The 24,042-nt window shown below is 66.2% G+C and carries 26 protein-coding genes; 11 read left to right on the top strand and 15 right to left on the bottom strand.

Translation table 11 applies throughout. From position 1 onward, the window contains the following. Positions 1-162 precede the first annotated feature (162 nt). A complete protein-coding gene (locus tag NLI89_RS02040; protein WP_254685483.1) occupies positions 163-813 on the top strand; it encodes a BON domain-containing protein in 651 nt (216 codons plus the stop codon). Then, positions 813-1,541, top strand: a complete 729-nt coding sequence (locus tag NLI89_RS02045; protein ID WP_254685484.1) for a VIT1/CCC1 transporter family protein — start codon at positions 813-815, stop codon at positions 1,539-1,541. The genes NLI89_RS02040 and NLI89_RS02045 overlap by 1 nt, the downstream gene beginning before the upstream one ends. A 520-nt stretch (positions 1,542-2,061) precedes the next feature. Here NLI89_RS02045 and paoC read toward each other — a convergent pair. The 3 genes from paoC to paoA are packed head-to-tail and all read right to left on the bottom strand — an operon-like array spanning position 2,062 to position 5,851. Beyond that, on the bottom strand, positions 2,062-4,254 hold the full coding sequence (gene paoC / locus NLI89_RS02050; protein WP_254685485.1) for an aldehyde oxidoreductase molybdenum-binding subunit PaoC: 2,193 nt from the start codon (positions 4,252-4,254) through the stop codon (positions 2,062-2,064). A 5-nt stretch (positions 4,255-4,259) separates the two neighbouring features. Then, positions 4,260-5,210 (bottom strand): FAD binding domain-containing protein, encoded by a 951-nt coding sequence (locus NLI89_RS02055; protein WP_254685486.1) that lies wholly within the window; start codon positions 5,208-5,210, stop codon positions 4,260-4,262. Further along, a complete protein-coding gene (paoA, locus tag NLI89_RS02060; RefSeq protein WP_254685487.1) occupies positions 5,207-5,851 on the bottom strand; it encodes an aldehyde dehydrogenase iron-sulfur subunit PaoA in 645 nt (214 codons plus the stop codon). Before paoA ends, NLI89_RS02055 begins: the two co-directional genes overlap by 4 nt. Before the next feature lie 99 nt (positions 5,852-5,950). Here paoA and NLI89_RS02065 point away from each other — a divergent pair, with 99 nt between their 5' ends. Beyond that, complete coding sequence (locus NLI89_RS02065; protein ID WP_254685488.1) at positions 5,951-6,151, top strand: hypothetical protein; 201 nt, start codon at positions 5,951-5,953, stop codon at positions 6,149-6,151. Positions 6,152-6,303: 152 nt separating this feature from the next. On the opposite strand, the gene NLI89_RS02070 is transcribed toward NLI89_RS02065, so the two are convergent. Further along, positions 6,304-7,719, bottom strand: a complete 1,416-nt coding sequence (locus NLI89_RS02070; RefSeq protein WP_254685489.1) for a dihydrolipoyl dehydrogenase — start codon at positions 7,717-7,719, stop codon at positions 6,304-6,306. 102 nt (positions 7,720-7,821) lie between these two features. Here NLI89_RS02070 and NLI89_RS02075 point away from each other — a divergent pair, with 102 nt between their 5' ends. Beyond that, a complete protein-coding gene (locus NLI89_RS02075; RefSeq protein WP_254685490.1) occupies positions 7,822-8,448 on the top strand; it encodes a glutathione S-transferase family protein in 627 nt (208 codons plus the stop codon). A 28-nt stretch (positions 8,449-8,476) separates the two neighbouring features. Here NLI89_RS02075 and NLI89_RS02080 read toward each other — a convergent pair whose 3' ends face one another. From NLI89_RS02080 to NLI89_RS02090, 3 genes are read right to left on the bottom strand one after another with little or no spacing between them, the layout of a single operon-like run. After that, the gene (locus tag NLI89_RS02080; protein WP_254685491.1) at positions 8,477-9,046 is read right to left on the bottom strand and encodes a DUF1190 domain-containing protein; all 570 of its coding nucleotides are present in this window, start codon (positions 9,044-9,046) and stop codon (positions 8,477-8,479) included. A 10-nt stretch (positions 9,047-9,056) separates the two neighbouring features. Then, on the bottom strand, positions 9,057-9,470 hold the full coding sequence (locus NLI89_RS02085; protein ID WP_187502084.1) for a DUF350 domain-containing protein: 414 nt from the start codon (positions 9,468-9,470) through the stop codon (positions 9,057-9,059). A 32-nt stretch (positions 9,471-9,502) separates the two neighbouring features. Then, positions 9,503-10,144, bottom strand: coding sequence for a DUF2491 family protein (locus NLI89_RS02090; RefSeq protein ID WP_254685492.1), 642 nt, complete (start codon positions 10,142-10,144; stop codon positions 9,503-9,505). Between the two features lie 126 nt (positions 10,145-10,270). On the opposite strand from NLI89_RS02090, the gene NLI89_RS02095 reads away from it, so the two are divergent. Genes NLI89_RS02095 through NLI89_RS02110 form a run of 4 tightly spaced genes read left to right on the top strand, consistent with a single transcriptional unit; the run spans position 10,271 to position 13,154 of the window. Beyond that, a complete protein-coding gene (locus NLI89_RS02095) occupies positions 10,271-10,705 on the top strand; it encodes a YjfI family protein (protein WP_254685493.1) in 435 nt (144 codons plus the stop codon). Positions 10,706-10,730: 25 nt separating this feature from the next. Continuing rightward, entirely contained in the window at positions 10,731-11,480 is a 750-nt protein-coding gene (locus tag NLI89_RS02100; RefSeq protein WP_254685494.1) for a PspA/IM30 family protein, read from the top strand. Beyond that, positions 11,480-12,649, top strand: a complete 1,170-nt coding sequence (locus NLI89_RS02105) for a glutathionylspermidine synthase family protein (protein ID WP_254685495.1) — start codon at positions 11,480-11,482, stop codon at positions 12,647-12,649. Before NLI89_RS02100 ends, NLI89_RS02105 begins: the two co-directional genes overlap by 1 nt. After that, positions 12,642-13,154 (top strand): ankyrin repeat domain-containing protein, encoded by a 513-nt coding sequence (locus NLI89_RS02110; RefSeq protein WP_254685496.1) that lies wholly within the window; start codon positions 12,642-12,644, stop codon positions 13,152-13,154. The genes NLI89_RS02105 and NLI89_RS02110 overlap by 8 nt, the downstream gene beginning before the upstream one ends. 128 nt (positions 13,155-13,282) lie before the next feature. On the opposite strand, the gene trhO is transcribed toward NLI89_RS02110, so the two are convergent. The 5 genes from trhO to hppD form a co-directional block, all read right to left on the bottom strand. Beyond that, entirely contained in the window at positions 13,283-14,242 is a 960-nt protein-coding gene (trhO, locus tag NLI89_RS02115; protein WP_254685497.1) for an oxygen-dependent tRNA uridine(34) hydroxylase TrhO, read from the bottom strand. Positions 14,243-14,297: 55 nt separating this feature from the next. Further along, positions 14,298-14,663, bottom strand: coding sequence for a Rieske (2Fe-2S) protein (locus tag NLI89_RS02120; RefSeq protein ID WP_254685498.1), 366 nt, complete (start codon positions 14,661-14,663; stop codon positions 14,298-14,300). Then, positions 14,660-15,337 (bottom strand): maleylacetoacetate isomerase, encoded by a 678-nt coding sequence (maiA, locus tag NLI89_RS02125; protein ID WP_254685499.1) that lies wholly within the window; start codon positions 15,335-15,337, stop codon positions 14,660-14,662. The genes NLI89_RS02120 and maiA overlap by 4 nt, the downstream gene beginning before the upstream one ends. Further along, a complete protein-coding gene (hmgA, locus tag NLI89_RS02130; RefSeq protein ID WP_254685500.1) occupies positions 15,301-16,638 on the bottom strand; it encodes a homogentisate 1,2-dioxygenase in 1,338 nt (445 codons plus the stop codon). The genes maiA and hmgA overlap by 37 nt, the downstream gene beginning before the upstream one ends. Positions 16,639-16,836: 198 nt before the next feature. Continuing rightward, complete coding sequence (gene hppD / locus NLI89_RS02135) at positions 16,837-17,907, bottom strand: 4-hydroxyphenylpyruvate dioxygenase (RefSeq protein ID WP_254685501.1); 1,071 nt, start codon at positions 17,905-17,907, stop codon at positions 16,837-16,839. Positions 17,908-17,984: 77 nt separating this feature from the next. On the opposite strand from hppD, the gene NLI89_RS02140 reads away from it, so the two are divergent. Further along, positions 17,985-18,473, top strand: a complete 489-nt coding sequence (locus tag NLI89_RS02140) for a MarR family winged helix-turn-helix transcriptional regulator (RefSeq protein WP_254685502.1) — start codon at positions 17,985-17,987, stop codon at positions 18,471-18,473. On the opposite strand, the gene NLI89_RS02145 is transcribed toward NLI89_RS02140, so the two are convergent. Then, positions 18,428-19,303, bottom strand: a complete 876-nt coding sequence (locus NLI89_RS02145; RefSeq protein ID WP_254685503.1) for a LysR family transcriptional regulator — start codon at positions 19,301-19,303, stop codon at positions 18,428-18,430. The two genes, NLI89_RS02140 and NLI89_RS02145, sit on opposite strands and share 46 nt — an antisense overlap. 93 nt (positions 19,304-19,396) lie before the next feature. Between NLI89_RS02145 and NLI89_RS02150 the strand changes: the two genes are divergently transcribed. Together NLI89_RS02150 and NLI89_RS02155 are read left to right on the top strand one after the other, a co-directional pair. Then, a complete protein-coding gene (locus NLI89_RS02150; protein ID WP_254685504.1) occupies positions 19,397-21,517 on the top strand; it encodes a malate synthase G in 2,121 nt (706 codons plus the stop codon). Further along, positions 21,517-22,044 carry a gamma carbonic anhydrase family protein gene (locus NLI89_RS02155; protein ID WP_254685505.1) on the top strand — a complete coding sequence of 176 codons (528 nt, stop codon included), beginning with the start codon at positions 21,517-21,519 and terminating at the stop codon, positions 22,042-22,044. The genes NLI89_RS02150 and NLI89_RS02155 overlap by 1 nt, the downstream gene beginning before the upstream one ends. A 133-nt stretch (positions 22,045-22,177) precedes the next feature. On the opposite strand, the gene NLI89_RS02160 is transcribed toward NLI89_RS02155, so the two are convergent. Next, positions 22,178-23,482: an OmpP1/FadL family transporter gene (locus NLI89_RS02160; protein WP_254685506.1), complete on the bottom strand. Its 1,305-nt coding sequence runs from the start codon at positions 23,480-23,482 to the stop codon at positions 22,178-22,180. Between the two features lie 62 nt (positions 23,483-23,544). Next, positions 23,545-23,955, bottom strand: coding sequence for a DUF2147 domain-containing protein (locus tag NLI89_RS02165; RefSeq protein WP_254685507.1), 411 nt, complete (start codon positions 23,953-23,955; stop codon positions 23,545-23,547). Between the last annotated feature and the right edge of the window lie 87 nt (positions 23,956-24,042).

Consider the following 24,042-nt stretch of genomic DNA (forward strand, 5'->3'; position numbering starts at 1 on the left):
TCCCTCTTTCGCTGAACTTTCGGCGTTCTGGGGGATACGGGAAAGGATCGGGAATTACGCAGGTGCGTGGCATGCGTAGTTCCCGACGCTGGCCGCGATCGACCGCATCGATAGGTTCGCGATCATCGGCCGGGCCTCCCCGCGTCGCTTCAGGAGAGTGTCATGTCCCACGACGCAAGATTGCAGAAAGCCGTCCTCGCCGAACTCAACTGGGATCCGAGCGTCCCCGCCGGGCATATCGGCGTGACCGCGAACAACGGCGTCGTCACGCTGAGTGGCCACGCCGGCAGCTATGCGGCGAAATACGCCGCCGAACGTGCCGCGGCGCGCGTCGATGGCGTGAAGGCGGTCGCCGAGCAGATCGAAGTCCAGCTGGAGGACCGCTTCAAGCGCGGCGACGAGGCGATTGCCAGCGCGATCGTCGAGCGGCTGTCCTGGGACACGACGATCCCGGCCGACTGCATCAAGGCGCAGGTCGAGGACGGCTGGGTCAGCCTGCGCGGCGAAGTGCGCTGGCATTTCCAGAAGGACGCAGCCGAGGCGGCGGTGCGGCCGCTCGCAGGCGTGGTCGGCGTGGTCAACCACATCACGCTGAAGCCGCGCGTCGACGTCACCGATGTCAGCAACGACATCCGCACCGCGCTGCACCGGTCGTGGTTCTTCGATGGCGACACGATCAAGGTGTCGGTCGACGGTGGCACCGTACGGCTCACCGGATCGGTCGATTCGCCGCACGACCGGATGGTTGCCGAGCGCACTGCCTGGGCGGCGCCGGGCGCGGTGAAGGTCGAGAACATGCTCGAAATCGCGTGATGGCCCGCGCGATCTCCAGCCACGGCGCCAGCGACGGGGAGCGTCATGTCGTCGACCGGATCGGCTGGCTTCGCGCGGCGGTGCTCGGCGCCAATGACGGGATCGTGTCGACCGCGAGCCTGATCATCGGCGTCGCGGCGGCGTCCGCATCTGGTGCGAACCAGACGAGCGCTATCGTCATCGCGGGGACGGCGGGGCTGGTCGCCGGCGCGATGTCGATGGCGGCGGGAGAATATGTGTCGGTCAGCGCGCAGGCGGATACCGAGAATGCCGAACTCGCGCGGGAACGAGGCGAGCTGGTCGACGATCCGCGCGGCGAACTGGCCGAACTCGCGGCGATCTACGTCGCCCGCGGGGTCGACACCGCGACCGCCACGACGGTCGCGGCGCAGTTGATGGCGAAGGATGCGCTCGGGGCGCACGCCCGTGACGAACTCGACATCCCGCTCGGGGCCCGGGCGCGACCGGTACAGGCGGCGTTCGCGTCGGCGGCGAGCTTCACGGTCGGCGCGGCGCTGCCGTTGCTGACGGTGTTCGTGGTGCCGGCGGGACTGCTTGTCTGGGCGGTCGGGATAGGCTCGCTGCTGTTCCTGGCGCTGCTCGGCGCGATCGGCGCGAAGACCGGTGGCGCGATCGTCTGGCGCGGCACGCTCCGCGTCACCTTCTGGGGCGCGTTCGCGATGGCCGCGACCGCGGCGATCGGGAAACTGATCGGCGGCGCCGTGTGATGCACCGTACCTCCGCTGACACGCGATCAAGGGGTAGCCAATTATCTAGCCTCGGATACGCCCGTCCAAGTATCTTGAGCAACTTCAAGCGCGGCGTAACGGCGAAATACCCAAGACGACCCGTGGGCTTAGGAGCCGGGGGTAGTGCTCTTAGTCAGATCGAGCTTTTCCGTGAATTCGATGAGGGTCAGGACTGCGTGGCTGACGGAACTCGTTCGGGTCGACCTCCTCATCAATGTCAGGCTCCCGGTAGGAACCTCGTTCTCCCCCGACCCTGATCTACCGATCTACGCCGAGGAAACATTGATAGCCATTCCGGAACACGCCCTGTTGCATGGTGAAGATTAGCAAAAAGAGAGCCACGATCCGTTGCGCCCGATGTTTAAAGAAAAAACGGCCGACCGGCAACAAGCGGTCGGCCGACATGAGCATTTGGTAGCAACTCAATTGAAGCTTACTGGGAGGCGCTAGCCGGCATGGCATATTCTACCGGACGATCTCAATCCGGACACTTGGCGTACTAGGCCATCTTGCCAATCACCTTGTCGAGCGTCAGTGGGTATTCGCGGATGCGGACGCCGCACGCGTTGTAGACCGCGTTGGCGATCGCCGCGCCGACCCCGCACAGGCCGAGTTCGCCGATACCCTTGGCCTTCATCGGCGAGGATTTCTCGTCGAGTTCGTCCATGAAGAACACGTCCTGCATCGGAATGTCTGCATGGGCGGGGACGTGATATTCGGCGAGGTCGTGATTGACGAAATAGCCGAAGCGCTTGTCGACGATCGCGTCCTCCATCAACGCCGCGCCGACGCCCATCGTCATTGCGCCGATCACCTGGCTCCGTGCCGATTTCGGGTTGAGGATACGACCAGCCGCGAACGCGCCGCTCATGCGACGGACGCGGATCTCGCCGGTCGCCGAGTCGACGCCGACCTCGACGAAGTGCGCGCCGAACGTGGCCTGCGCGTACGTCTTGGTCAGGTCGCCGAACTCGATCGAATCCTCGGCGGACAGGCCGGCATCGCCAGCGGCGTCCGACAGCGAGACGCTGCGGTTGCCGGACTTCACCTTGCCGTCCTCGAACACGACGTCGGTCGAGTTGAAGCCGAGCTTTCGCGCAACCGAGTCGCGCAGCGCCATGCACGCTGCATACACGCCAGCCGTCGAGCTGTTGCCGCCCCACTGGCCGCCTGAGCCCGACGAGGCCGGGAAGCTGCTGTCGCCGAGCAGCACGATCACCTTGTCGACCGGCACGCCCATCATCTCGGCCGCGGTCTGCGCGATGATCGTGTAGCTGCCGGTGCCGATGTCGGTCATGTCGGTGGCGACGGTGACGACGCCCTTCTTGTCGATCCCGACGCGTGCGCCCGACTTCATCGTGACGTTGTCGCGGAACGCCGAGGCCATGCCCATACCGACCAGCCAGCGTCCGTCGCGGACCTGGCCGGGAACGGGATTGCGCTTGTTCCAGCCGAAGCGTTCGGCGCCGGTCTTCAGGCAACCTACCAGATCGCGCTGCGAGAACTGCCGCGTCGGCTTTTCCGGATCGACCTGCGTATCGTTGATGATGCGCAGTTGGACCGGGTCCATCTTCAGCTTCTCGGCCAGCTCGTCCATCGCCGCTTCGAGCGCGAGCAGGCCGACGGCCTCGCCCGGCGCACGCATCGCGTTGCCCTCGGGGAGATCGAGCACGGCAAGACGCGTCGCCGTCATCCTGTTCGCGCCGGCATAGAGCAGTCGCGTCGCGTTCGGTGCAGTCTCGGGACCGCCGCCGGGCAGATCGCCCGACCAGCTCTCATGCGCGATCGCAGTGATCTTGCCGTCCTCTTGCGCGCCGATGCGAAGTCGCTGGATCGTCGCAGGCCGATGCGTAGTGTTGTTCATCACCTGCGGACGCGCGAGCGCCAGCTTCACCGGACGCCCGCCGATCGCGCGCGACCCAAGTGCCGCCATCACCGCATCGCTGCGGATCCACAGCTTCGACCCGAACCCGCCACCGACATAGGGCGACATGATGTGGATGTTCTCCTTCGGCATGCCGAGAGTTTCGCTCATGTCGCGCACCGCCCAGTTGATCATCTGGTTCGACGTCCACAGGGTCAGCTTGTCGCCCTTCCAGGCGGCCGTCGTGGAGTGCGGCTCCATCATCGCGTGGCTCTGGTCGGGCGTGGTGTATTGCTCATCGACCTTGACCGCCGCCTTGGCGAACGCCCCCGCGAAATTGCCGACGGCGGTATCGGGATTGCCGTCCTTGGGCTTGGCGGCCGATGCCTTGACCGCGTCCAGATCGAAGTTGCCAGCCGTCCGGGCGTAGTTGACGCGCAACAGCTTGGCGGCGGCGCGGGCCTGTTCGAACGTCTCGGCGACGACGACGGCCACGGCCTGATCGTAATGCTGGACGTCGGGGCCGGCGAGCATCCGCGCGGTATGCGCCTTGGCCTTGGCGACCGTGCCGGCATTCTTGTAGGTGACGATGGCAAGCACGCCGGGCGCAGCCTTCGCGTCGGCGTCGTCGATGCTCTCGATCCGGCCCTTGGCGATCGCCGAACCGACGATGTAGCCATAGGCGGCATCCGGCGCGACGTCGCTGCGTTCATAGGCGTAGTGCGCGGTGCCGGTGGTCTTCAGCTTGCCGTCGACGCGGTCGATCGGCTGCCCGAGGACCTTCATGCGGTCGGTCGGGTTCGCCGTGGCGGGGGTGTCGAACTTCATGGGCGTCAGGCCTTCGCTTCTTCGAACACGGCGCCGATGGTGCGTTCGACCAACGGCAGCTTGAACGCGTTCTGTGATGTGGTGCGGGCGCCGGCGAGGACAGCCGATGCGGTTGCCTTGGCGCCGTTCGGCATCTGCGCCTCGGCGGCTTCGACACGCCAGGGCTTATGGGCGAGGCCCCCGAAGGCGAGACGCCCCCGACCACCCGGCTGGATCACGGCCGCGACCGAAATCAGCGCGAACGCATAGGACGCACGGTCGCGCACCTTCTGGTAGATGTGCGTGCCGCCGATCGGCCTGGGCAGGGTGACCGCGGTGATCAATTCACCCGGCGCAAGCGACGTCTCGATGTTCGGCGTCGCGCCGGGAAGGCGGTGGAAGTCGGCGATCGGAATCGCCCGCGTCTCGCCGGCGGCATTCACCGTCTCGACCGTCGCGTCGAGTACGCGCATCGCCACGGCCATGTCGCTCGGATGCGTGGCGATGCATGCCTCGCTCGTGCCCATGACGGCCAAGTTGCGGTTGAAGCCGCCGATCGCCGCGCAGCCGCTGCCGGGCTGACGCTTGTTGCAAGGCTTGGTGGTGTCGTAGAAATACGGGCACCGCGTCCGCTGGAGCAGATTGCCCGCAGTCGTCGCCTTGTTGCGCAGCTGGCCCGACGCGCCGGACACCAGCGCGCGGCTCAGCACGCCATACTCCTTCCGCACGCGCGCATCGGCGGCAAGATCGGTGTTGCGGACCATCGCGCCGACACGGAGACCGCCGTCCGACGTCGGCGTGATCTTGTCGAGGCCAAGGCCGTTGACGTCGATCAGGTGCTGCGGCGTCTCGATCTGGAGCTTCATCAGGTCGAGCAGGTTGGTCCCGCCCGCGATGAACTTCGCGCCCGGCGTGCGGACCGCGGCACTCGCGGCCTCCTTCGCCGACGTCGCACGCTCGTAAGTGAAGGCCTTCATGCCGTGCGCTCCGTACCGGCGACGTCGTGGATCGCGTCGATGATGTTCGCATACGCGCCGCAGCGGCAGATGTTGCCGCTCATCCGCTCGCGCAGTTCGTCGGTGGTGACCTTCGGCTGTGCGGCGATGTCGCCGGTAACGTGGCTGGGGATGCCCGCCTTGATCTCGCCGAGCGTTGCGACCGCCGAGCAGATCTGGCCGGGGGTGCAATAGCCGCACTGATAGCCGTCGTGCTTGACGAACGCCGCCTGCATCGCGTGCAGCTTCTCGGGCGTGCCCAGGCCTTCGATCGTCGTGATCTCTTCGCCCTCGTGCATCACCGCGAGCATCAGGCAGCTGTTGATCCGGCGACCCTCGACGATCACCGTGCAGGCACCGCACTGGCCGTGATCGCAGCCCTTCTTCGTGCCGGTGAGCTTCAAATTCTCACGCAGCGCGTCGAGCAGCGTGGTGCGCGTGTCGACGTTCAGCTTGGTCGTGCGGCCATTGACCTTGAGCGTGACCGGCATGGTCGGCGGGGCCGATTGCGCGGTGCCCTGCGTCTGAGCGTGCGCGACGGGCGCCGCTGCCAACGTGGCCGACGCGACGCCGCCAGCGATCACGCCGCGGCGCGACACCGGAAAAGTTTCATCGTGATGCATATAAACCCCTGTATCTGTTAACCGAACGGACGAAGCGCGGCAAAGTTGCGCCCGGTCGTGGCGGTTTTGTTCCGTGAAATTATTGAGCAAGGTATTGGAATGCGTACGATCTCTTCCAGCGTGTCGGTTCGGCTCTATCACCTGGACGACAGCGGCGAGGGCGGGGCGGCGACGACGCTGTTCTACGGTCCGTTGGAGGAGGCGCTGGTGATCGCCGCGCAGCAGGAGGAAGACGTGCAGGCGGGGCTGTACCTGGCAACGGAGAACGACGTCGTAGCGTATCTGGACCTGGAGGAGTAGCGCCACCCCCTCGATCCTCCCCCGCCAGGGGGAGGTGGCTGGCACTTGCCAGACGGAGGGGGAGGAAAGAGAAACCTCGGTTCCGCGTCCTCCCCCTCCGTCACCTTCGGCGCCACCTCCCCCTGGCGGGGGAGGATCGATCGTGCGGAGCCTCAAGTCCCCGGCGTGAACCCGTCATCGCGATCCGGCGGCGTCGGGGCATGCACCTCCGCGCAGATCGAGCGCAGCGCGCCCCTCATCCCCTCCTCGAACGTCGGGTGATAAAAGGGCAGATCGAGAACCTCGGTCGCGGTCCAGCCGCTCTGGATCGCCCAAGCGATCAGGTGCGCGCTATGCTCGACCGCGGGCCCTGCCATCGTCGCGCCCGTCAGCCGGCCATCGCGGCGATCGGCATAGAATCGCACCAGCCCGGCGTTGCACGCCTCGACCTTCGCTCGGCCTTGATCATCGTAAGAGGCCGTACCGATCACGCTGTCGGCATCGTCGTCCTGCGCAATCCTGCCGATCACCGCGACGTTGGGATGCGTGAAGGTAATCGCGAACGGCACCGTCCGCTTGCCTGGCGTCACCTCGGGATAGCTCGCTGCGTTACGCCCCGCGATCGTCCCCTCGGAAGACGCCTCGTGCAGCACGGCCCGGTCATGATCCGCATCGCCGGCAATGAAGATCGGCGCGGTGCCGCACTGCATCGTCTCGCGATCATAGTCCGGCATCCCGTGCTCATCTAGCGCAAGCCCGGTCGTCTCTAACCCGATCCCCTTGATCTGCGGTGGCCGCCCTGTCGCGACCAGCAGATAGTCGAAGCGTTTTATCCCCGTGGCCGAGCCCGTCCAGGACAGAGCGACGCCGTCGCCATCGCGGTCGGCCTTCAGTTCGACACCGAGCAGGATCGGCATCTCGCGGGACAGGATCGTGTGATACGCCTCGGCCACGTGGCGATCCTTCAAGCCGCCGATCGTCTCGCCCCTGTCGAATACCATCGTGTCGACCCCAAGCCGCGTCATCGCTTGTGCGAGCTCAAGCCCCAGTGCGCCAGCACCGACGACGCCGATCGACTTCGGCAGGTCCGTCAGTTCGAAGATGCTTTCGTTGGTCAGAACCCGGTCGCGCACCGCGTCGAACATTGCGGGGATCATCGGGCTCGATCCGGTCGCGATCACCACCGCCTTTGCGTGAACCTCGCGACCATCGCTGAGCGAAAGGACCGTCGCGCCGGCGAATTTCGCACGCGCCTCGATCTTTACGTCGTCGGGCAGTTTGTCGATCGAAGCCTCGACCCCGGCGACGAACGCATCGCGCTCATTCCGCACGCGCTTCATCACCGCGACGCCGTCCACCGTGCCCGAAGCCTCGACGCCAAATACCGATGCTTGACGGACCGCGTGCATGGCATTCCCTGCCGCGATCAACAGCTTGGACGGCATACACCCCACGCTCGCGCAAGTCGTGCCGCCAAAGCCTTCGTCGATCAGCAACGTCTTCGCGCCGTTGCGACGCGCGCTACGCTCGGCGGCAAGGCCCGCGGTTCCGGCGCCGATGATCGCCACGTCGCAGGTCAGCTTCGTCATACGTCTCTCCGTTGCCGGAGAATTCCGGAGCCACGGTCGACGAAACCTTCGATGCCGCCCAGCCGTTCCGCGGTGCAGCACATTCCTAGTCGAAGGACGCTTATGTTAACGCTCCACCACCTGAACTACTCGCGCTCGATCCGCGTCCTGTGGCTGCTCGAAGAGCTCGGCATCGAATACGACCTCGTCAAATACGAGCGCGACGAGAACTTCCGCGCCCCACCCGAACTCAAGGCGATCCATCCGCTCGGCAAGGCCCCCGTTCTTGTCAACGACACACTGACGCTGGCCGAGAGCGCACCGATCCTGTCGTATATCGACGGGCGTTATGGCGACCGTCGCTTCTCGCCACCGGTCGATAGCGACGCGGCGGCGATCCACGACGAGTGGCTGCAATATGTCGAGAGTTCGGCGTCGTTGCCGATCATGATGACGTCGCTCGGCAAGCGGATGGGCGGGCTGCCCGACGGACTTGCCAAGTTCACCGGACCCGAGGTGACCAAGACGCTCGACTATATCGGCGCAGGGGTCGGCGACGGTCCCTACCTGATGGGCGAGCAACTGATGCTGGCCGATATCCAGATGTGCTACATCCTCGCGATCGCCGAGAGCGCCGGATTGCTCAAGGAGCATCCCGAAGTCGCGGCCTATCTCGATCGCCTCCGCGCGCGCCCGGCCTTCGTTGCCGCCACCGAAATCGGTGGCCCGCTGATGCCAGCCCGCCGCTAAAAGCAATACGAGGGGGGTGACGGCCGCGTTATCCCCCGAAGCTGCGCCCGCCGAAGCCGCCGCCGAAGCCGCCGCGCGAGATCACCGAACTGCGCGACTGGACGCGGGCAGGGGCCCGAGCAGTGGTCGGCGTGAACGCATCAGACCCGACGCGGGTTCGCCCGGTGACATAGTCGCGGTTGATCCGGCCACCGGCGCCGCCATAATAATTGCCGTTCCGATCCCGGTACATCGGCGCGCCGCGGTTGCCGAAGCCGCCGTTGAGCGCCTGTCCGACCAGAAACCCCGTCAGCAACGGCGTGAAGAAACTCCCGCCGCTCCCGTTATTGCGGGGCTCGCACTGCGCCGCGCCATATTGCTCCTCGCAGGTCTGCCTGTCCTCGAACCGCGGTGCGGTCTTCGCGGCATCGGCCTTCGCCTGCTCGAACGCGGTCTCGCATTGCACCGCCGACAAGGCGCCCGCCGCACGGCATTCCTGGACCGACGCGTAGCTCTGTGCCTCGACCGGTTTGCCACCGACATCGCCGTCGCACGCGGTCAGCGAAATGCCCGAGCCCGCGATCAGGCTGGTCAGGACGATCGTTCTGGAACGCTTCATCGATGCTTCCTCAATTCGTCATGCAGGCGGCGTTGAGGATGCCGACGCACAGCGAGATGCTGCCCATATAGGTAGCGGCGGCAATGTCGCCACGGACGATCCGGTCGTGGATGTCGCGCATCACCAGCCGCCGCACGACGAGCGCGGCGACGATCTGGATCACGCCTGCCAGCAGGGCCCAGACCGCGAATTCCAGCAGCGTCACGGTATGCGTGAGCGCCGACGCCAGCGGCAGGACATAGCCGAGCAGCGCCGCGCCCAGCGTGATCGCAGCGGCCGTGTTGCCTTCGCGGATCAGCGATTTTTCGTGATACGGCGTCGTCGCCTGGAAGATGATCTTGAAGAGAATCGTGAACGCCCCCGCCGCGACGAACGCGATCAGAAAGGCGAGCGCGCTGGCGCCGAAGCTGTATTGGTCGATCATGGCATTTCCCCCGGAGCCGTTCGCCCGCGATGCTAGGCCCTGAACTCGCCGAGTTCCAGTGCCACGCCCAGCATGATCTCGAACGAGACCTCGCCCGCCTCGTTCTCCATGTCGATCGCCAGCAGCAATTCGCGGCCGTCGTCGCCCGGCAGGTCGCGGCTGAACAGCATGCAGGTCTGGAAGATACGGCGATCGACGATCCCGTCGCGGTCGTCGTGCAGTTCTTCCCAGAACGTCACCGGGTCCTGCTCGCTCGCCTCGGGACCGAACCATGCACGGCTATAGTCGGGCAGCCCTTCGGCGGTGAAGGTGCGCGCCTTGAGGCGGCTCTTCCACGCCGGACGCTCGGCAGCGGACGACGGATAGCTGCTGTCCCACGGCGCGAACAGCGTGACGTCCGTCACGTCCTGCCCGTCGCGGTCGTTCGACACCGCCTGGAACATGATGTCGTCGTCGGTGTAGAACCGGTGGACGAAGCCGCCTTCGTTGAGGTCGATGAGTCCCTGCGCGACGATCACCAGCGTATCGCGGTCGAACGGGAACAGGAGTTCGGACCCGAACCGGCGCCACGCCAGCGGATCGACCGTGACCGTCCGCCCCAGCGTGACGTTGCGAACGACGGGCAGGGCGTTGCCGTCAAGCGCTGGCTTGCGGCCGAACAGGCGATCGAACATGCAATCCTCGTATCTCTGGTTGGCCTCCCGCATAGGCCAAAACACAGGCCGTCGCAAAGCGCCATTGGCGCGCCCGCCGCCCGCGCCTATGTGTCTCCGCGAGCGACAAGCACGGGAGTTCTTGCATTGACCGACATCTGGACCGTCCGCAGCCTGAAGGCGGCGCTCGACACGTCCGAGCCCGCGAAAGCTGGCGAATTTTCCGCGCGGATCCTGGAAGGCGCGGACCCGGTATTGCTGGTGACGATGCACCATCACGGCGACCTCGAACTGTTCGTCAACGTCAGTGAGGCGCAGATCGCGTGCTCCACGCTGCTCTGGCCGTGTGACGAGCAGGAAGACCAGTTGGCATTCAACACGTTCCTGCTGAAGTCGCAGAAGCTGGTGCCGCTGTCGAACTTCGGGATCGGCACCGTCGATGGCCGCGATTATTACGAGCTGTTCGGCGAATTGGCGACGTCGAGCCCGCTCGATACCGTGATCATCGAACTGCGCACGCTTGCCGAGAATGCGATCGATGCGGCCACCGACCTGCGCCACGCGCAGGTTCCCGCCGCCTGATTTAGATACAAACGGAGAGACTGGCATGGCCATCTGGAGCAAGCTTTTCACCCTCGGTCGTGCCGGCGCGCACGAAGCGGGTTCGGCGGTCGTCGACGCGAACGCGCTGCGCATCCTCGACCAGGAAATCCGCGATGCCGACAAGGCGCAGGGCAAGGCGCGCGACGACCTCGCAGGGCTGGTCGCACGCCGCCGCATCCTCGAAACCGAAGTCGAGAGCTTCCGCGCGCAGGCTGCGAAGTACGAGGCGTCGGCCCGCATCGCGGTCGAGAAGGGCAACATGGATCTCGCGCGCCAGGTCGCGCAGCGGATCGCCGATCTCGAACAGGACATCGCGCTGAAGACCCCACAGGTCGAGGACATGCGCGCCGCCGAGGAGCAGATCCACACCGCGGTCGCGCAGACCGACCGCAAGATCGAACAGCTCCGCCGCGAGGTCGAGGTCGTCAAGGTCAACGAGTCGGTGCAGAAGGCGCAGGCCTCGGTCGCGTCGGGCAGCATGGGTGCGGGCAACAAGCTCGGCTCGGCCGCCGACAGCCTCGCCCGCATCCGCGAGCGTCAGGCGATCCGTGGCGAGCGGATCAAGGCGGCGGGTGAGTTGGAAGATCGTCGCACCGGCGCCGATCTCGACGAGAAGCTGCGACTGGCGGGCATTGGCCCGGGCCAGTCCTCGGCGGACGATGTGCTCGCGCGCCTGACCGCGCCGAAGACGCCGCAAGTCGGCCAGACGCTGCAGATCGAGCAGCGCGACGACTCCAAGACGTCGGACTCCTGATGCGCCGGATCGCAGTCGACCCGCGCGGCGACTGGCGCGACCGGGCCGACGCGATCGGGTTCGTCTATCACGACACGGACGGCGAACCGTATTGGGACGAGGGCGCGGCCTACGCCTTCACGCTCGCGGAGATCGAGGACGACCTCGAACCCGCCGCGGAACAACTGCACACGATGTGCCTCGATCTGGTCGACGAGGTGGTCCGCGACCAGCAACTGATGGAACGCCTCGCGATCCCGCGCGAGCAGTGGAACTACGTCGCGGAGACGTGGCGGACGCGCCAGCCGTCGCTCTACGGGCGGTTCGACTTCGCCTATGACGGCACCGGACCGGCCAAGCTCTACGAGTATAATGCCGACACGCCGACCTCGGTGTTCGAATGCGCGACGTTCCAGTGGATGTGGCTGGAGGATCTGCTCGCGAGCGGTGCGTTGCCGGCGGGAACGGACCAGTTCAACAGCCTGTTCGACAAGCTGCGCGAACGCTTCCGCGCGCTGTTCCCGAGTGGCGGCTTCGTCCATTTCGCGGCGGATGCGAGCGCGCTCGAGGATCGCCAGACGGTGCGGTTCTTCGAGGATCTGGCGTCGCAAGTCGGGATCGAGCCGAAGTTCGTCGAGATGAAGGACATCGGCCTCGCCGCCGACGGCCGCTTCATCGACACCGACGGGTTCGAGGTGCAGGCCGCGTTCAAGCTGTATCCGTGGGAGTTCATGCTCCGCGAGCCCTACGCGCCGAACCTGTCACGCGCCGACGTGCGCTGGATCGAGCCCGCGTGGAAATCGATCCTGTCGAACAAGGGCATCCTGCCGCTGCTCTGGGAGCGGCATCCCGAACATCCGAACCTGCTGCCGGCGTTCTTCGACGACGATCCCGCCGCCAAGATCCTCGGCCCGAAATATGTACGCAAACCGCTGTTCTCGCGCGAGGGTGCCAACGTCGAGGTGATCGGCGAGGACGGCCACGCGGTGCTGGACCAGGGCTATGGTGCCGAGGGCGCGATCCGTCAGGCCTATGCACCGCCACCGGTGTTCGACGGCCGGCATCCGGTGATCGGCGCGTGGATGGTCGGCAACGAACCCGCAGGCATCGGCGTTCGGGAAGATGAAACGGTCGTGACGCGCAATCTCGCGCGGTTCGTGCCGCATATCATCGAGGCGAATGATGACTGACACGCGTGAGCTACCGCCGCTGCCGCCGATGGAGCGACTGGTCGAACTGATGTTCGACGCCGCGCGGACGGGGCGGGACGAGATGATCCCCGCGCTGCTGCAGGCGGGCGTCGATATCGAGGTGACTGACGCCAAGGGCTACACGCCGCTGGTGATCGCCAGTTACAACGGCCAGGCCGAAGCGACCGCAGCGCTCCTCGCGGCAGGAGCGAAGGTCGACGGTGCAGCGGACGCGCGCGGCAACACCGCGCTGATGGGTGTCTGCTTCAAGGGCTATACCGAGATCGCGCAGATCCTGCTCGATGCAGGCGCCGACGTGAACCGGCGCAATGGCGTCGGCCAGACCGCGCTGATGATGGCGGCGCTCGTGAACAAGACGGCGATCATCGACCTGTTGCTGGAGCACGGCGCCGATCCGGCGATCGAGGATGCGGCGGGCAACACCGTACACTCGCTGGCCGTGTCGCAGAATAATGCCGAGTTGGCAGCGCGCTTTTCAGCCTAGTAACCGAGTGTTTCCACCCCGGCGAAGGCCGGGGCCCAATTGGGGGACGGCAATAACGAAGCGCCGTCCTTCGTTACTGCGAACTCCCACTTGGGCCCCCGCCTTCGCCAGGGTGGACTTTAGGCCGGTTACTCGTCCGCCCCATGCGTCTTCGGCAACACCGCCCCGACATGCGCCTCGCCCCGAGCCTCGGCCAGCCGCACCTGCCGCTCACGCTCCGCATACCCAGCCCGCTGCGCCTCGTCGCGCGCATCATGACACGCCGGGCAACTCACCCCCTCGACATACAGCGGCGAGGACCGATCCGCCACACTCACCGGCATCCGGCAAGCATGACACAGAACATGACTTCCCAAGGCAAGCCCATGTCCGACCGCAACCCGCTGATCGAACACGAAACACTCCCCCTCCCACAGGCTTTCCGCCGAGGGCACCGTCTCCAGATACTTCAGGATGCCGCCCTTGAGGTGATACACCTCGTCCAGCCCCTCCGCCTTCAGAAACGCGGTCGACTTCTCGCACCGTATCCCCCCGGTACAGAACATCGCGATCTTCGGCGGCGGGCCATCCCCGACCAGTTCGTCGCGATGTTCGCGAAACCACGCCGGAAAGTCGCGAAATGTCCGCGTCTGCGGATCGACCGCGCCGGCGAAAGTCCCGACCGCGACCTCGTAATCGTTGCGCGTGTCGATCACGATCGTCCCCGGCTCGGCGATCAGCGCGTTCCAGTCCTCGGGCTCGACATAATGCCCGACGCCTTCCAGCGGATCGATCGCAGGCTCGCCCATCGTCACGATCTCGCGCTTCAGCCGCACCTTCATCCGGTGGAACGGCATTGTCGCGGCGCGCGATTCCTTGACGTCAAGGTCGGCGCATCCCGGCAGGGCGCGGATATGCGCGAGCACCGCGTCGATGCCCGCTTCGGACCCGGCGATCGTCCCGTTGATCCCCTCGGCAGCGAGCAGCAACGTGCCTTTCACCCCGTTCGAGCAGCAGACGTGCGCGAGCGGCGGCTGGATCGCGGCGATGTCGGCGAACGGCGTGAAGCGGTACAGCGCCGCCACGCGGATGGGGAGGATTTCGGTCATCGGTCTATCGTGCAGAGGAGGAGATGCCGTCCCTTAACTCAATGCGTCCCCCGCGTCAGCCTGCGGTGACGATCATCCCGTCAACCACCGCGACCGGCCAAGGCGTCAGCCGCGCGCCGCCGCATGGTCCGCCGACACACGCGCCACTCTCGATCTCGAACAGCGCGGAGTGCCAGCTGCACGCGATCAGGTCGCCACGCGGCGTGAGATAGTCATCGAGGACCTGCGCGAGCGGCAGGCCCATATGCGGGCAGCGATCGACATAACCGAACACTGCGTCCTCCCTGCGCACGACGAAGCCGTGAAAACGACCGGCACGCATCTGGAGCACGAAATTCCGCGCCTTGCCGTCCACGATCGCATCGAGTGGCCCGAGTTTGATGCCGCCGGGCGTCGCGGTCAGCCGTTCCCCGTCGCTCATGCGCGATCGGCATCTGGTTGCCGGTCCGGATGCGCGGCCGCGAATGCGGGGAGGGCGCGGGCCTTGTCGGCGGCGCTCTTGAGGTGCGGATACGGCGAGAGATCGACCGCAAACCGCTCGGCCGAGTAGACCTGCGGTACGAGATGGCAGTCGGCGATCGTCGGCGTCGTGCCAAACGCAAAGCCGCCGCCGTGGTGCGCGATCAGCGTCTCCAGCGCAGCGAACCCATCCCCGATCCACCGCGCGATCCAACGGTTCACCGCCGCCTCGTTGGCCCCGAACTCGGTGCGCAAGGCGTTCAGGATACGAAGATTATTCACCGGATGGATATCGCACGCGATCGTCGCCGCCATCGCGCGGACGGTCGCCCGGCCGTTCGCGTCCGCGGGAAGCAGCGGGGGATCGGGATAGGTCTCGTCGATCCATTCGAGGATCGCGGGGCTCTGCGTCAGGACGGAGTCATCGGTTTCCAATGCGGGCACCAAGCCTTGCGGATTGAGCGCACGATACTCCGCCTCGCGCTGCGCCCCGGTGCGGAGATCGTGCGTGACCTGTTCGTAAGCGACGCCCTTCACGGCCAGCGCGATGCGGACGCGGTAGGCGGTGGTCGAGCGCCAATAGCCGTGCAGCGTCAGGCTCACCTCGGGAGGACCGCCTTCGGGAAATCCGACCATACCGCGTCGTAATCGAGCTGCGAATGCTCGAGCGCATAGGCCGTCGGCGCGTACGGCCAGCAGCTCTCCAGCATGAACGCCATCGTGCCGTCGATCTTGTGCGGCTTCAGCTCGGCCGCACTCGCGCCCTGCCAGCTCGCCAGATCCGGCCCGTGACCCGACATCAGGTTATGCAGCGAGATGCCGCCCGGCGCGAACCCTTCCGCCTTTGCATCATAGGCGCCGGTGATCAGCCCCATCGCCTCCGACATGACGTTGCGGTGGAACCACGGTGGGCGGAACGTCCCCTCGGCGACCATCCAGCGCGGCGGGAAGATCACGAAATCGGCGTTCGCGCGACCGGGCACGTCGCTGGGCGAGGTCAGCAGCGTGAAGATCGACGGATCGGGATGGTCGAAGCTGACCGTGTTGATCGTGTTGAACCGCGACAGGTCGTAGCGCCACGGTGCAAGGTTGCCGTGCCATGCGACGACGTCGAGCGGCGAGTGATCGAGCGTCGTGGTCCACAGCGATCCCATGAACTTCTGGACGACCTCGACCGGTTCGTCGCGGTCCTCGAACCAAGCGACCGGCGTCTCGAAATCACGGGGGTTGGCGAGGCCGTTGGCGCCGATCGGGCCGAGATCGGGCAGCCGGAACAGCGCACCGTGGTTCTCCGCGACATAGCCGCGCGCTTCGCCATCGGGAAGCTCGGCGCGGAACCGGACGCCGCGCGGGACCAGCGCGATCTGGCCGGGCGCGATGTCGATCCGGCCGAGTTCGGTCAGCAGTCGGAGCCGCCCGGTCTGGGGGATGAACAGCAGTTCGCCGTCCGCATCCATGAAGACGCGCGCGCGCATGTCGGTGTTGGCGGCGTAGACGTGCAGCGCGACGCCTTCGAGATCGGCCGGATCACAATTGGCGAGCATCGTCGTCATGCCGTCGATCAGGTCGGTATTCGGGGCCGGGGCCGCGATCGGATCCCAGCGCAGGCGGTTGGGCGCGAGTGGTGCGTCGGTCGTGCCGGGCGCGAACCGCTCGGCGCCGAGGTAGCGCTCGAACGGCGGGTGCTCCGCGGTCGGCCGCATCCGGTAGAGCCAGCTGCGGCGGTTCTCGTGACGCGGCGCGGTGAACGCGGTGCCGGAGAGCTGCTCGGTATAGAGGCCAAACGCCGGACGCTGCGGCGAATTGCGCCCGATCGGCAGCGCGCCGGGGATCGCCTCGGTCGATACGTGGTTGCCGAAGCCGGGCTGATACGCCGCGTGTGGCTCGCTCTGGCCGGCGGTCTCGCCTGCGGCATTGGTCGGCTGGTGGATTGTCATGGCTTCCTCTCCGTCACCTGTTCCGATCAACGCCCGAACCGCCGGCCGTTCAAACTCTTACCCCTCTCCCCTCGGGGGAGAGGGAGGGAGACGCGCACTTGCGCGGCGGAAGGGTGAGGGCACGTGCTGGTGTCGCGCGTGCCCTCACCCTCGGCGCTGACGCGCCTTTCCCTCTCCCCATGGGAGAGGGTTCGAAGCTCAAGCGTCGACGGTAATAACGCCACGCCTGATCTGGTCGAGCTCGATGCTCTCATACAACGCCTGGAAGTTACCGTTGCCGAAGCCTTCATTCCCCTTGCGCTGGATGATCTCGAAGAAGATCGGCCCGAACATGTTCTCGGTGAAAATCTGGAGCAGCAACCCCTCCTCACCGACATTCCCGTCGATCAGGATCCGGTTGCGGCGCAGGCGTTCGAGGTCGTGGCCGTGGTTCGGCACGCGCTTGTCGACCAGCTCGTAATAGGTTTCGATCGTATCCTGCAGCTTGACGCCGCGCGCACGCAGCTTCTCGACCGTCTCGAAGATATCGTCGGTGGTCAGCGCGAGATGCTGGATGCCCTCGCCATTGTAATCCTTGATGAATTCCTCGATCTGGCTCTTGTCGTCCTGGCTTTCGTTCAGCGGGATACGGATCGCGCGGTCGGGGGCGATCATCGCCTGGCTGAACAGACCCGTAGCCTTGCCCTTGATGTCGAAATACTTCTGCTCCTCAAAGCCGAAGATCTGGCCGTAGAACTCGGCCCAGGTTCGCATCTGGCCACGCTTCACATTGTGCGTGAGGTGATCGAGCAGATCGAGACCGACATTGTTCTTGGCCTCGGCTTCGGCCGCGCCCGGAACCTGGTTCCAGTCGTCGTACAGGCTGCCGGCCGCGCCATGCTTGTCGACGAGATACAGCAGCGAACCGCCGATCCCTTCGAGCACATAGCTGCCCTCGCCAAGCGCACCCGAACTCGCATCCGCCGCCTTGGCGCCGCGTGCAAGCGCGGCGTCGAACGCTTCCTTTGCGTCATGAACACGGAACGCCATGCCGCTCGCCGAGGGACCGTGCGCCGCGCGAAACTCTGCCGCATGGCCGCTTTCCTCGCGGTTAAGCAACAGGTTGATCCGGCCCTGCTTGTAGCGCGTGACGGCCTTGGTCGGATGGGTCGAGGCGGCGACGAAGCCGAACTGCTCGAACTGCGCTGCCATCCGGTCGGGATCGGGCGAGGTGAACTCGGCGAACTCGAACCCATCGAGCCCCATCGGGTTTACGTCCATGTGGTCCATGACTCGATCCTCAATTGGTATCTGTTGTTACCAATCTGGCGTCTTGAACAACTGGTGTCAATCGTTACGATTTCATCATGCCTCACCGCGCGCTCGTCCTGGACGATTTCATCCCGTATCGCCTGTCGATCACCTCGAACCTCGTCAGCGAGGCGGTGGCGGACACGTATGAGGCGCTGTTCGGGCTGACGATCCCCGAGTGGCGGCTGGTGACCGTGGTGGCAGAAGCAGGCGGGATCACGCAGCAACAGATCGGCCAGCAGACGCGCATGGACAAGGTCACCGTCAGCCGCGCGGCGATCGCGCTGGTCGAGCGCGGGCTTATGCAGCGGCATGCGAACCCGGAGGACCGTCGCTCGCATCTGTTGAAGCTGACCGAAGACGGGCACACGCTCTATGCGTCGGTAGCGCCGAAAGCGCTCGATCTGGAGCGTCGGATCTTCGCCGGGTTCTCGGCCAAGGAAGTCGAGCAGTTCGTGGCGATGCTGCGGCGGATCGACGCGGTAACGATCGACCTCGTTCAGGAGTCCCATGGCGGCGTTGGCGACCAGAGGCCGCGCAGGTAATCGAGCAGCGCGCTGGTGCCCGACGACACCGGCCCACGCGCATGCACCGCGTAGATACCGACGTCCGCAGACCCCGCCAGCTCCGGCAGGACCCGTACGAGCCGCCCGCTCGCAAGATCCGCGCTGACGTCCCATAACGAACGCAGTGCGATGCCGACGCCGGCCAGCGTGAGCTCGCGGACGACCTCGCTGGAGTTGGTCGCGACGTAGCTCGGGCGGTCGATCGTGACGTCGCCGTCCGGCCCAGCGAGCCGCCACGGCATCTGGCCCCTCGCCGCGAGCAGGCGGTGCTTCGTCAGGTCGGCCGCATCGTTCGGCGCAATGTAGCTTGGCGCAGCGCAGAGCACGCGTCGGCTGTCGGCGAGGCGATAGCCGGTCAGGCTCGGCGGCACGGCAGGCGCGATCCGGATGGCGAGGTCGAGCCGGTCGCCGATGACGTCCGAGAAGCCGTCCGACAGATCGAGGTCGAGCTCGATCGCCGGGTGTGCGTCGAGGAACGGCTTCAAATGCGGCGCGATGTGGAGACGCCCGAACGAGGTCGGCGCGCTGACCCGGAGCGGCCCCGACGGCGTGTCGGCACGGTCCGATACGCGCGCCTCGGCATCGCGGATCGCGGCGAGGATCTCCACCATGTCGCGGTGATACGCCGCGCCGCGTGCAGTGAGTTCAAGCCGGCGCGTGGTGCGGTTGAGCAACCGCACGCCGAGCCGTGCTTCGAGCCGCGCGATCCGCTTCGACACCATCGCAGGCGATATGCCCATCGACCGCCCCGCCGCGCTGAGACTGGTGGTGCGAACGACTTCGGCGAAGAGGACGATGTCGGGATCCATTCGTTCTCCAGGCGATCAACAGCTTTCGGTTTATAGTGTCTAGTGGCGAAGGTGGCGGACGTCTATCGTGCTGGCAGAGCATAGGAGAGCAGCATGGCCGAGATGATCGACACCTATCAGTATCGGGCAGGTCTGAAGATCGCCGCATCGCTGGTGGACTTCATCGAGGCGCAGGCGCTGCCGGGCACGGGTCTTGAAGCCACGGCGTTCTGGCAGGGCGTGTCCGACATCTATGCGAGGTTCGCACCGGAGAACGTCGCGCTGCTAGCGGTCCGTGACGACCTCCAGGCAAAGATCGATGCCTGGCACGAAGCCCGCGCCGGCAAGCCGATCGACCAGCCCGAGTATCAGGCGTTCCTGCGCGAGATCGGCTATCTGGTCGACGAGCCTGCGCCGTTCGCGGTCGCCCCAACCAACGTCGATGCGGAGGTCGCGTCGCTCGCCGGTGCGCAGTTGGTGGTGCCGATCCTCAACGCCCGCTTCCTGCTGAACGCGGCCAATGCGCGCTGGGGGAGCTTGTACGATGCGCTCTACGGCACCGATGCGATCCCGGGCGCTGCGTCCGGCAAGGGGTATGACGCCGCCCGAGGCGCGCAGGTGATCGCTTGGGCCAAGTCCTTCCTCGACCACGCCGTGCCATTGGCCAGCGGATCGTGGACCGACTGGACCGGCGGGACGCCCGAGCTTGCCGATCCGAGCCAGCTTGTCGGGTATGCTGGCGACAATATCCTGTTACGTCACAATGGCCTGCACATCGAACTGGTGATAGATTCTCAGCATCCGATCGGGCGCGACGATCCTGCAAACCTCGCCGACGTGGTGCTCGAATCCGCGCTCAGCACGATCGCCGATCTCGAGGATTCGATCGCCGCGGTCGATGCCGAGGACAAGGTTGCGGCCTACGCCAACTGGCTCGGGCTGATGAAGGGCGACCTGACCGCCAGCTTCGACAAGGGCGGCCGCACCATCACGCGCGCGCTCGAACCGGACCGGCAGTATACCGCCCCCGATGGCAGCGCGTTCACGCTGCCCGGCCGCAGCCTGATGTTCGTGCGCAACGTCGGCCACCTGATGACGACGCCCGCGATCCTGCTCGCTAACGGCAAAGAGGCGCCCGAGGGTATCCTCGACGGCATCGTCACGTCGCTGATCGCGCTGCACGACCTGAACGGCACCGGCCCGATCCGCAACAGCCGCGCCGGCTCGATCTACATCGTCAAGCCGAAGATGCACGGCCCCGACGAAGCCGCGTTCACCAACCGCCTGTTCGACGCGATCGAAGACCTGCTCGGGCTCGCCCGCCACACGATCAAGGTCGGCGTGATGGACGAGGAGCGGCGCACGTCCGCCAATCTCGCCGCCTGCATCGCCGCGGTGAAGGACCGGGTCGTATTCATCAACACCGGCTTCCTCGATCGGACCGGTGACGAGATGCACACGTCGATGCGCGCCGGGCCGATGATTCGCAAGGGCGAGATGAAGGCCTCGTCATGGATCAAGGCGTATGAGGATCGCAACGTCCAGATCGGGCTCGCCTGCGGGCTCAACGGCAAGGCGCAGATCGGCAAGGGCATGTGGGCCGCGCCCGACCGGATGGCGGACATGCTCGACCAGAAGATCGCGCATCCGATGACCGGCGCGAACACCGCGTGGGTGCCGTCGCCGACCGCCGCGACGCTCCACGCCACGCATTACCACCGCGTCGACGTGTTCGCGCGGCAGGCGGAGCGCAAGGCCGAGCCCGTCGCCTCGCTCGATGCGCTGCTGACGATCCCCGTCGCGACCGGGCACAACTGGCGGCCCGACGAGGTGCGCGAGGAACTGGAGAACAACGCACAGGGCATCCTCGGCTATGTCGTGCGCTGGGTGGACCAGGGGGTCGGCTGTTCGAAGGTGCCCGATATCCACGACATCGGCCTGATGGAGGACCGCGCGACGCTGCGGATCAGTTCGCAGCACATGGCGAACTGGCTGCTCCACGGCATCGCCACGCCTGACGAGGCGGACGCGGCACTGCGGCGGATGGCGGCCAAGGTCGATGCCCAGAACGCAGGCGATCCGCTGTACCGGCCGATGGCCGGACATGAGGACGAGAGCCTCGCGTTCCAGGCCGCCCGAGCGCTCGTGTTCGATGGCCTGACGCAGCCGAGCGGCTATACCGAGCCGCTGCTCCACGCGTATCGGGAGCGCGTGAAGGAAAAGGACGCCGCCTGATGCCCCTCTATGCGATCGAAGGAAAACGCCCGACTTTGGCGGACGACGTCTGGGTCGCGCCGTCCGCCGACGTGATCGGCGACGCGCGGCTGGGGGAGGGGGCCAGCGTCTGGTTCGGGGCCGTCATCCGCGCCGACAACACGCCGATCCTCGTCGGCGCGCGGACGAACATCCAGGAGGGCGCGATGCTGCATTCCGATCCCGGCGCGCCGTTGACGATCGGCGAGGGCTGCACGGTGGGCCATCACGCGATCCTGCACGGCTGCACGATCGGCAGCAACGTGCTGGTCGGGATGGGCGCGACTATCCTCAACAATGCTGTGATCGGTGAGAATTGCCTGATCGGCGCGAATGCGTTGGTGACCGAGGGAAAGGTGTTTCCGGCGGGCAGCCTGATCGTCGGTTCGCCGGCCAAGGCCGTGCGGGCGTTGTCGCCGGAGGCGATCGCCGGCCTGAAGATGTCTGCGGCGGCCTACGCGGCCAAGCAGCGCGTCTATGCCGAAGGCCTGAGGTTGGTCGAAGTATAGAATCCTCCCCCGCCAGGGGGAGGTGGCACCGAAGGTGACGGAGGGGGAGGAACGCGCAACCGACGTTGGCGCGTTCCTCCCCCTCCGTCTGGCAAGCGCCAGCCACCTCCCCCTGGCGGGGGAGGATTATTAGTTAGAAGCTCACCCGCCCGCCGAGCGACAGCACCACCGCCGACGCATTGCGCAGCGCACCGGAGGTGATGATATTGGTCTGCGCGGCCGTACCGACATACGCTGCCGTCGCACGGTCGATCGTCGTATTCTCGAAGTCGACATATTGCGCGGCGGCGTCGAGCGCGATGCGCGGCGACAATTGATACGAGCCACCAGCCGCGTAGGTCCAGCGATCGGCGTCGGGAACGCGTGCGTCGCGCTGCGTGTCCTGCGTCGGCGACTTGGTCCGCTGCACGCCCGCCCGCACGGTCAGCTTCGGCGTGACGTCATAGTCGAGGCCACCCGCCAGGCTCCAGCTGTCCATGTAGTTCTCGGGGATCGCGGTGTTCAGCGGTGCGCCGAGATCGATCGTGTCGAACTTGCTCCAGCTGTACGCCACCACCTGCGCGTTCAGCGTCAGCTTGTCGGTCCCGCGGAACCGGCCGGCGACGATCACCTGGCCCGGCGTGTTGAAGGCGGCTTTGGCGCCGGACACCGTGGTGTTCGAGCCAGCAAGCGGACCGACGAGTCCGCTGACCGTCAGGTCGCCCTTCAGGTTGTGCCGGATGCTCGACTTGTAGCTGATGCCGACCGTCGCGAAGTCGTTGTGGAGCTGTACGCCCGCGGTCCAGCCGAAGTCCCAGCCGTCGCCCTTCAGTTCCTGCTGTCCATCGGGCAGCGCCGCGGACAGGTTGGGCAGCGCGTTGCTCAAGCTGGCGTCGGTATATTCGACGTTCAGCGCACCACCGACGCGCAGCCAGTCGGTCACGACGACGCCGATCGACGGCTGGATATCGATCGTCCGCAGCCGCGTCTTGTCCGCGCTATAGCGTGCCCAGCTGTCCGAATCGTAATTGGTCGTGAAGCTGAACGGCGACGTCACCGCGATACCTACGGCGATCCGGTCGGTCAGCGGATAGGCGACCGCACCCGACGGCACGATGCCCTTGTTGACCGGATCGCGCGAGTTCGACTGGCCGCTGATGCCGGTGCAGGCCTGGCCCGGGCGGCAGATTCGCGTGCCGGTGTCGACGACATCGCCCTTTGGCAGGATCGCGGTCGCGCTCAACGTCGCACTGCCGTCGCGGATGCCGGCGATCGCCGCAGGGTTCCACCACAGGGATGCGGCACCGGTGTCGGCGGCCTCGCCCGAGAATGCCCGGCCGGCGCCGCGTGCGGACTGCGCCTGGAGATAGAAGGCGTCGGCATAGGCGGTGCTGGCGAACCCGAAGGCGGACACGAGCGCGGAAACCGCGAGAAGCGGGGCTTTGGTACGCAGAGACATGAACAAGATCCTGAAAGCTATACTGATTTAGGCGGGAGGTATCGAAGACGAAGCGCGGCGCCTCAGCGCACGCGCGTCCACGTCTGCGTCTTGCAGAGCGGGAAGAACACGCAGCCGCGCAGCTTCAGCTGGTTCGCGCCGACGGGCGTGATCTTGCCGCTATAGGTCTTGCCGTCCTCGGCGTTGTAGACCTGGCCGCTGCTCCAGACGCCGTCCTTGTCGGGCTTGAACCCGCTCAGCATCTGCATGCCCTGGATCGGGCGATTGCGCAGCGCCGTGTTGGCGTTGTTGGCGTCCTTCATCGAAGGGTTCGCGCGCAACGCGTCGGAGGTGAGGATCTTGCCGCAGATCGACGGGCCGCAGCGGGCGATCTCGACGATGGCGTTGTGCGTCTCGGTCTTCCAGCGACCGATCACGGTCTCGGGCGTGGCGGCGGCGCCGGCGAGCAGGGCGGTGGCGATCAACAGGGACATCTTCTATCCTCTCCTAGTGTCGTTGGGGGTGCCGCATGCGTACGGTCACCGAATTTCTCGTCAGGCCGTCGACGTTACCGCGACCTT

This window comes from Sphingomonas faeni (genome assembly GCF_024273235.1).
In the GTDB taxonomy this organism is placed as follows: domain Bacteria; phylum Pseudomonadota; class Alphaproteobacteria; order Sphingomonadales; family Sphingomonadaceae; genus Sphingomonas; species Sphingomonas faeni_A.

Excerpts from the sequence above, each read along its gene's own strand:
- NLI89_RS02040 (WP_254685483.1), top strand. The coding sequence starts at position 163 with ATGTCCCACGACGCAAGATTGCAGAAAGCCGTCCTCGCCGAACTCAAC.
- NLI89_RS02045 (WP_254685484.1), top strand. The coding sequence starts at position 813 with ATGGCCCGCGCGATCTCCAGCCACGGCGCCAGCGACGGGGAGCGTCAT.
- paoC (WP_254685485.1), bottom strand. The coding sequence starts at position 4,254 with ATGAAGTTCGACACCCCCGCCACGGCGAACCCGACCGACCGCATGAAG.
- NLI89_RS02055 (WP_254685486.1), bottom strand. The coding sequence starts at position 5,210 with ATGAAGGCCTTCACTTACGAGCGTGCGACGTCGGCGAAGGAGGCCGCG.
- paoA (WP_254685487.1), bottom strand. The coding sequence starts at position 5,851 with ATGCATCACGATGAAACTTTTCCGGTGTCGCGCCGCGGCGTGATCGCT.
- NLI89_RS02065 (WP_254685488.1), top strand. The coding sequence starts at position 5,951 with ATGCGTACGATCTCTTCCAGCGTGTCGGTTCGGCTCTATCACCTGGAC.
- NLI89_RS02070 (WP_254685489.1), bottom strand. The coding sequence starts at position 7,719 with ATGACGAAGCTGACCTGCGACGTGGCGATCATCGGCGCCGGAACCGCG.
- NLI89_RS02075 (WP_254685490.1), top strand. The coding sequence starts at position 7,822 with ATGTTAACGCTCCACCACCTGAACTACTCGCGCTCGATCCGCGTCCTG.
- NLI89_RS02080 (WP_254685491.1), bottom strand. The coding sequence starts at position 9,046 with ATGAAGCGTTCCAGAACGATCGTCCTGACCAGCCTGATCGCGGGCTCG.
- NLI89_RS02085 (WP_187502084.1), bottom strand. The coding sequence starts at position 9,470 with ATGATCGACCAATACAGCTTCGGCGCCAGCGCGCTCGCCTTTCTGATC.
- NLI89_RS02090 (WP_254685492.1), bottom strand. The coding sequence starts at position 10,144 with ATGTTCGATCGCCTGTTCGGCCGCAAGCCAGCGCTTGACGGCAACGCC.
- NLI89_RS02100 (WP_254685494.1), top strand. The coding sequence starts at position 10,731 with ATGGCCATCTGGAGCAAGCTTTTCACCCTCGGTCGTGCCGGCGCGCAC.
- NLI89_RS02105 (WP_254685495.1), top strand. The coding sequence starts at position 11,480 with ATGCGCCGGATCGCAGTCGACCCGCGCGGCGACTGGCGCGACCGGGCC.
- NLI89_RS02110 (WP_254685496.1), top strand. The coding sequence starts at position 12,642 with ATGACTGACACGCGTGAGCTACCGCCGCTGCCGCCGATGGAGCGACTG.
- trhO (WP_254685497.1), bottom strand. The coding sequence starts at position 14,242 with ATGACCGAAATCCTCCCCATCCGCGTGGCGGCGCTGTACCGCTTCACG.
- NLI89_RS02120 (WP_254685498.1), bottom strand. The coding sequence starts at position 14,663 with ATGAGCGACGGGGAACGGCTGACCGCGACGCCCGGCGGCATCAAACTC.
- maiA (WP_254685499.1), bottom strand. The coding sequence starts at position 15,337 with ATGGTCGGATTTCCCGAAGGCGGTCCTCCCGAGGTGAGCCTGACGCTG.
- hmgA (WP_254685500.1), bottom strand. The coding sequence starts at position 16,638 with ATGACAATCCACCAGCCGACCAATGCCGCAGGCGAGACCGCCGGCCAG.
- hppD (WP_254685501.1), bottom strand. The coding sequence starts at position 17,907 with ATGGACCACATGGACGTAAACCCGATGGGGCTCGATGGGTTCGAGTTC.
- NLI89_RS02140 (WP_254685502.1), top strand. The coding sequence starts at position 17,985 with ATGCCTCACCGCGCGCTCGTCCTGGACGATTTCATCCCGTATCGCCTG.
- NLI89_RS02145 (WP_254685503.1), bottom strand. The coding sequence starts at position 19,303 with ATGGATCCCGACATCGTCCTCTTCGCCGAAGTCGTTCGCACCACCAGT.
- NLI89_RS02150 (WP_254685504.1), top strand. The coding sequence starts at position 19,397 with ATGGCCGAGATGATCGACACCTATCAGTATCGGGCAGGTCTGAAGATC.
- NLI89_RS02155 (WP_254685505.1), top strand. The coding sequence starts at position 21,517 with ATGCCCCTCTATGCGATCGAAGGAAAACGCCCGACTTTGGCGGACGAC.
- NLI89_RS02160 (WP_254685506.1), bottom strand. The coding sequence starts at position 23,482 with ATGTCTCTGCGTACCAAAGCCCCGCTTCTCGCGGTTTCCGCGCTCGTG.
- NLI89_RS02165 (WP_254685507.1), bottom strand. The coding sequence starts at position 23,955 with ATGTCCCTGTTGATCGCCACCGCCCTGCTCGCCGGCGCCGCCGCCACG.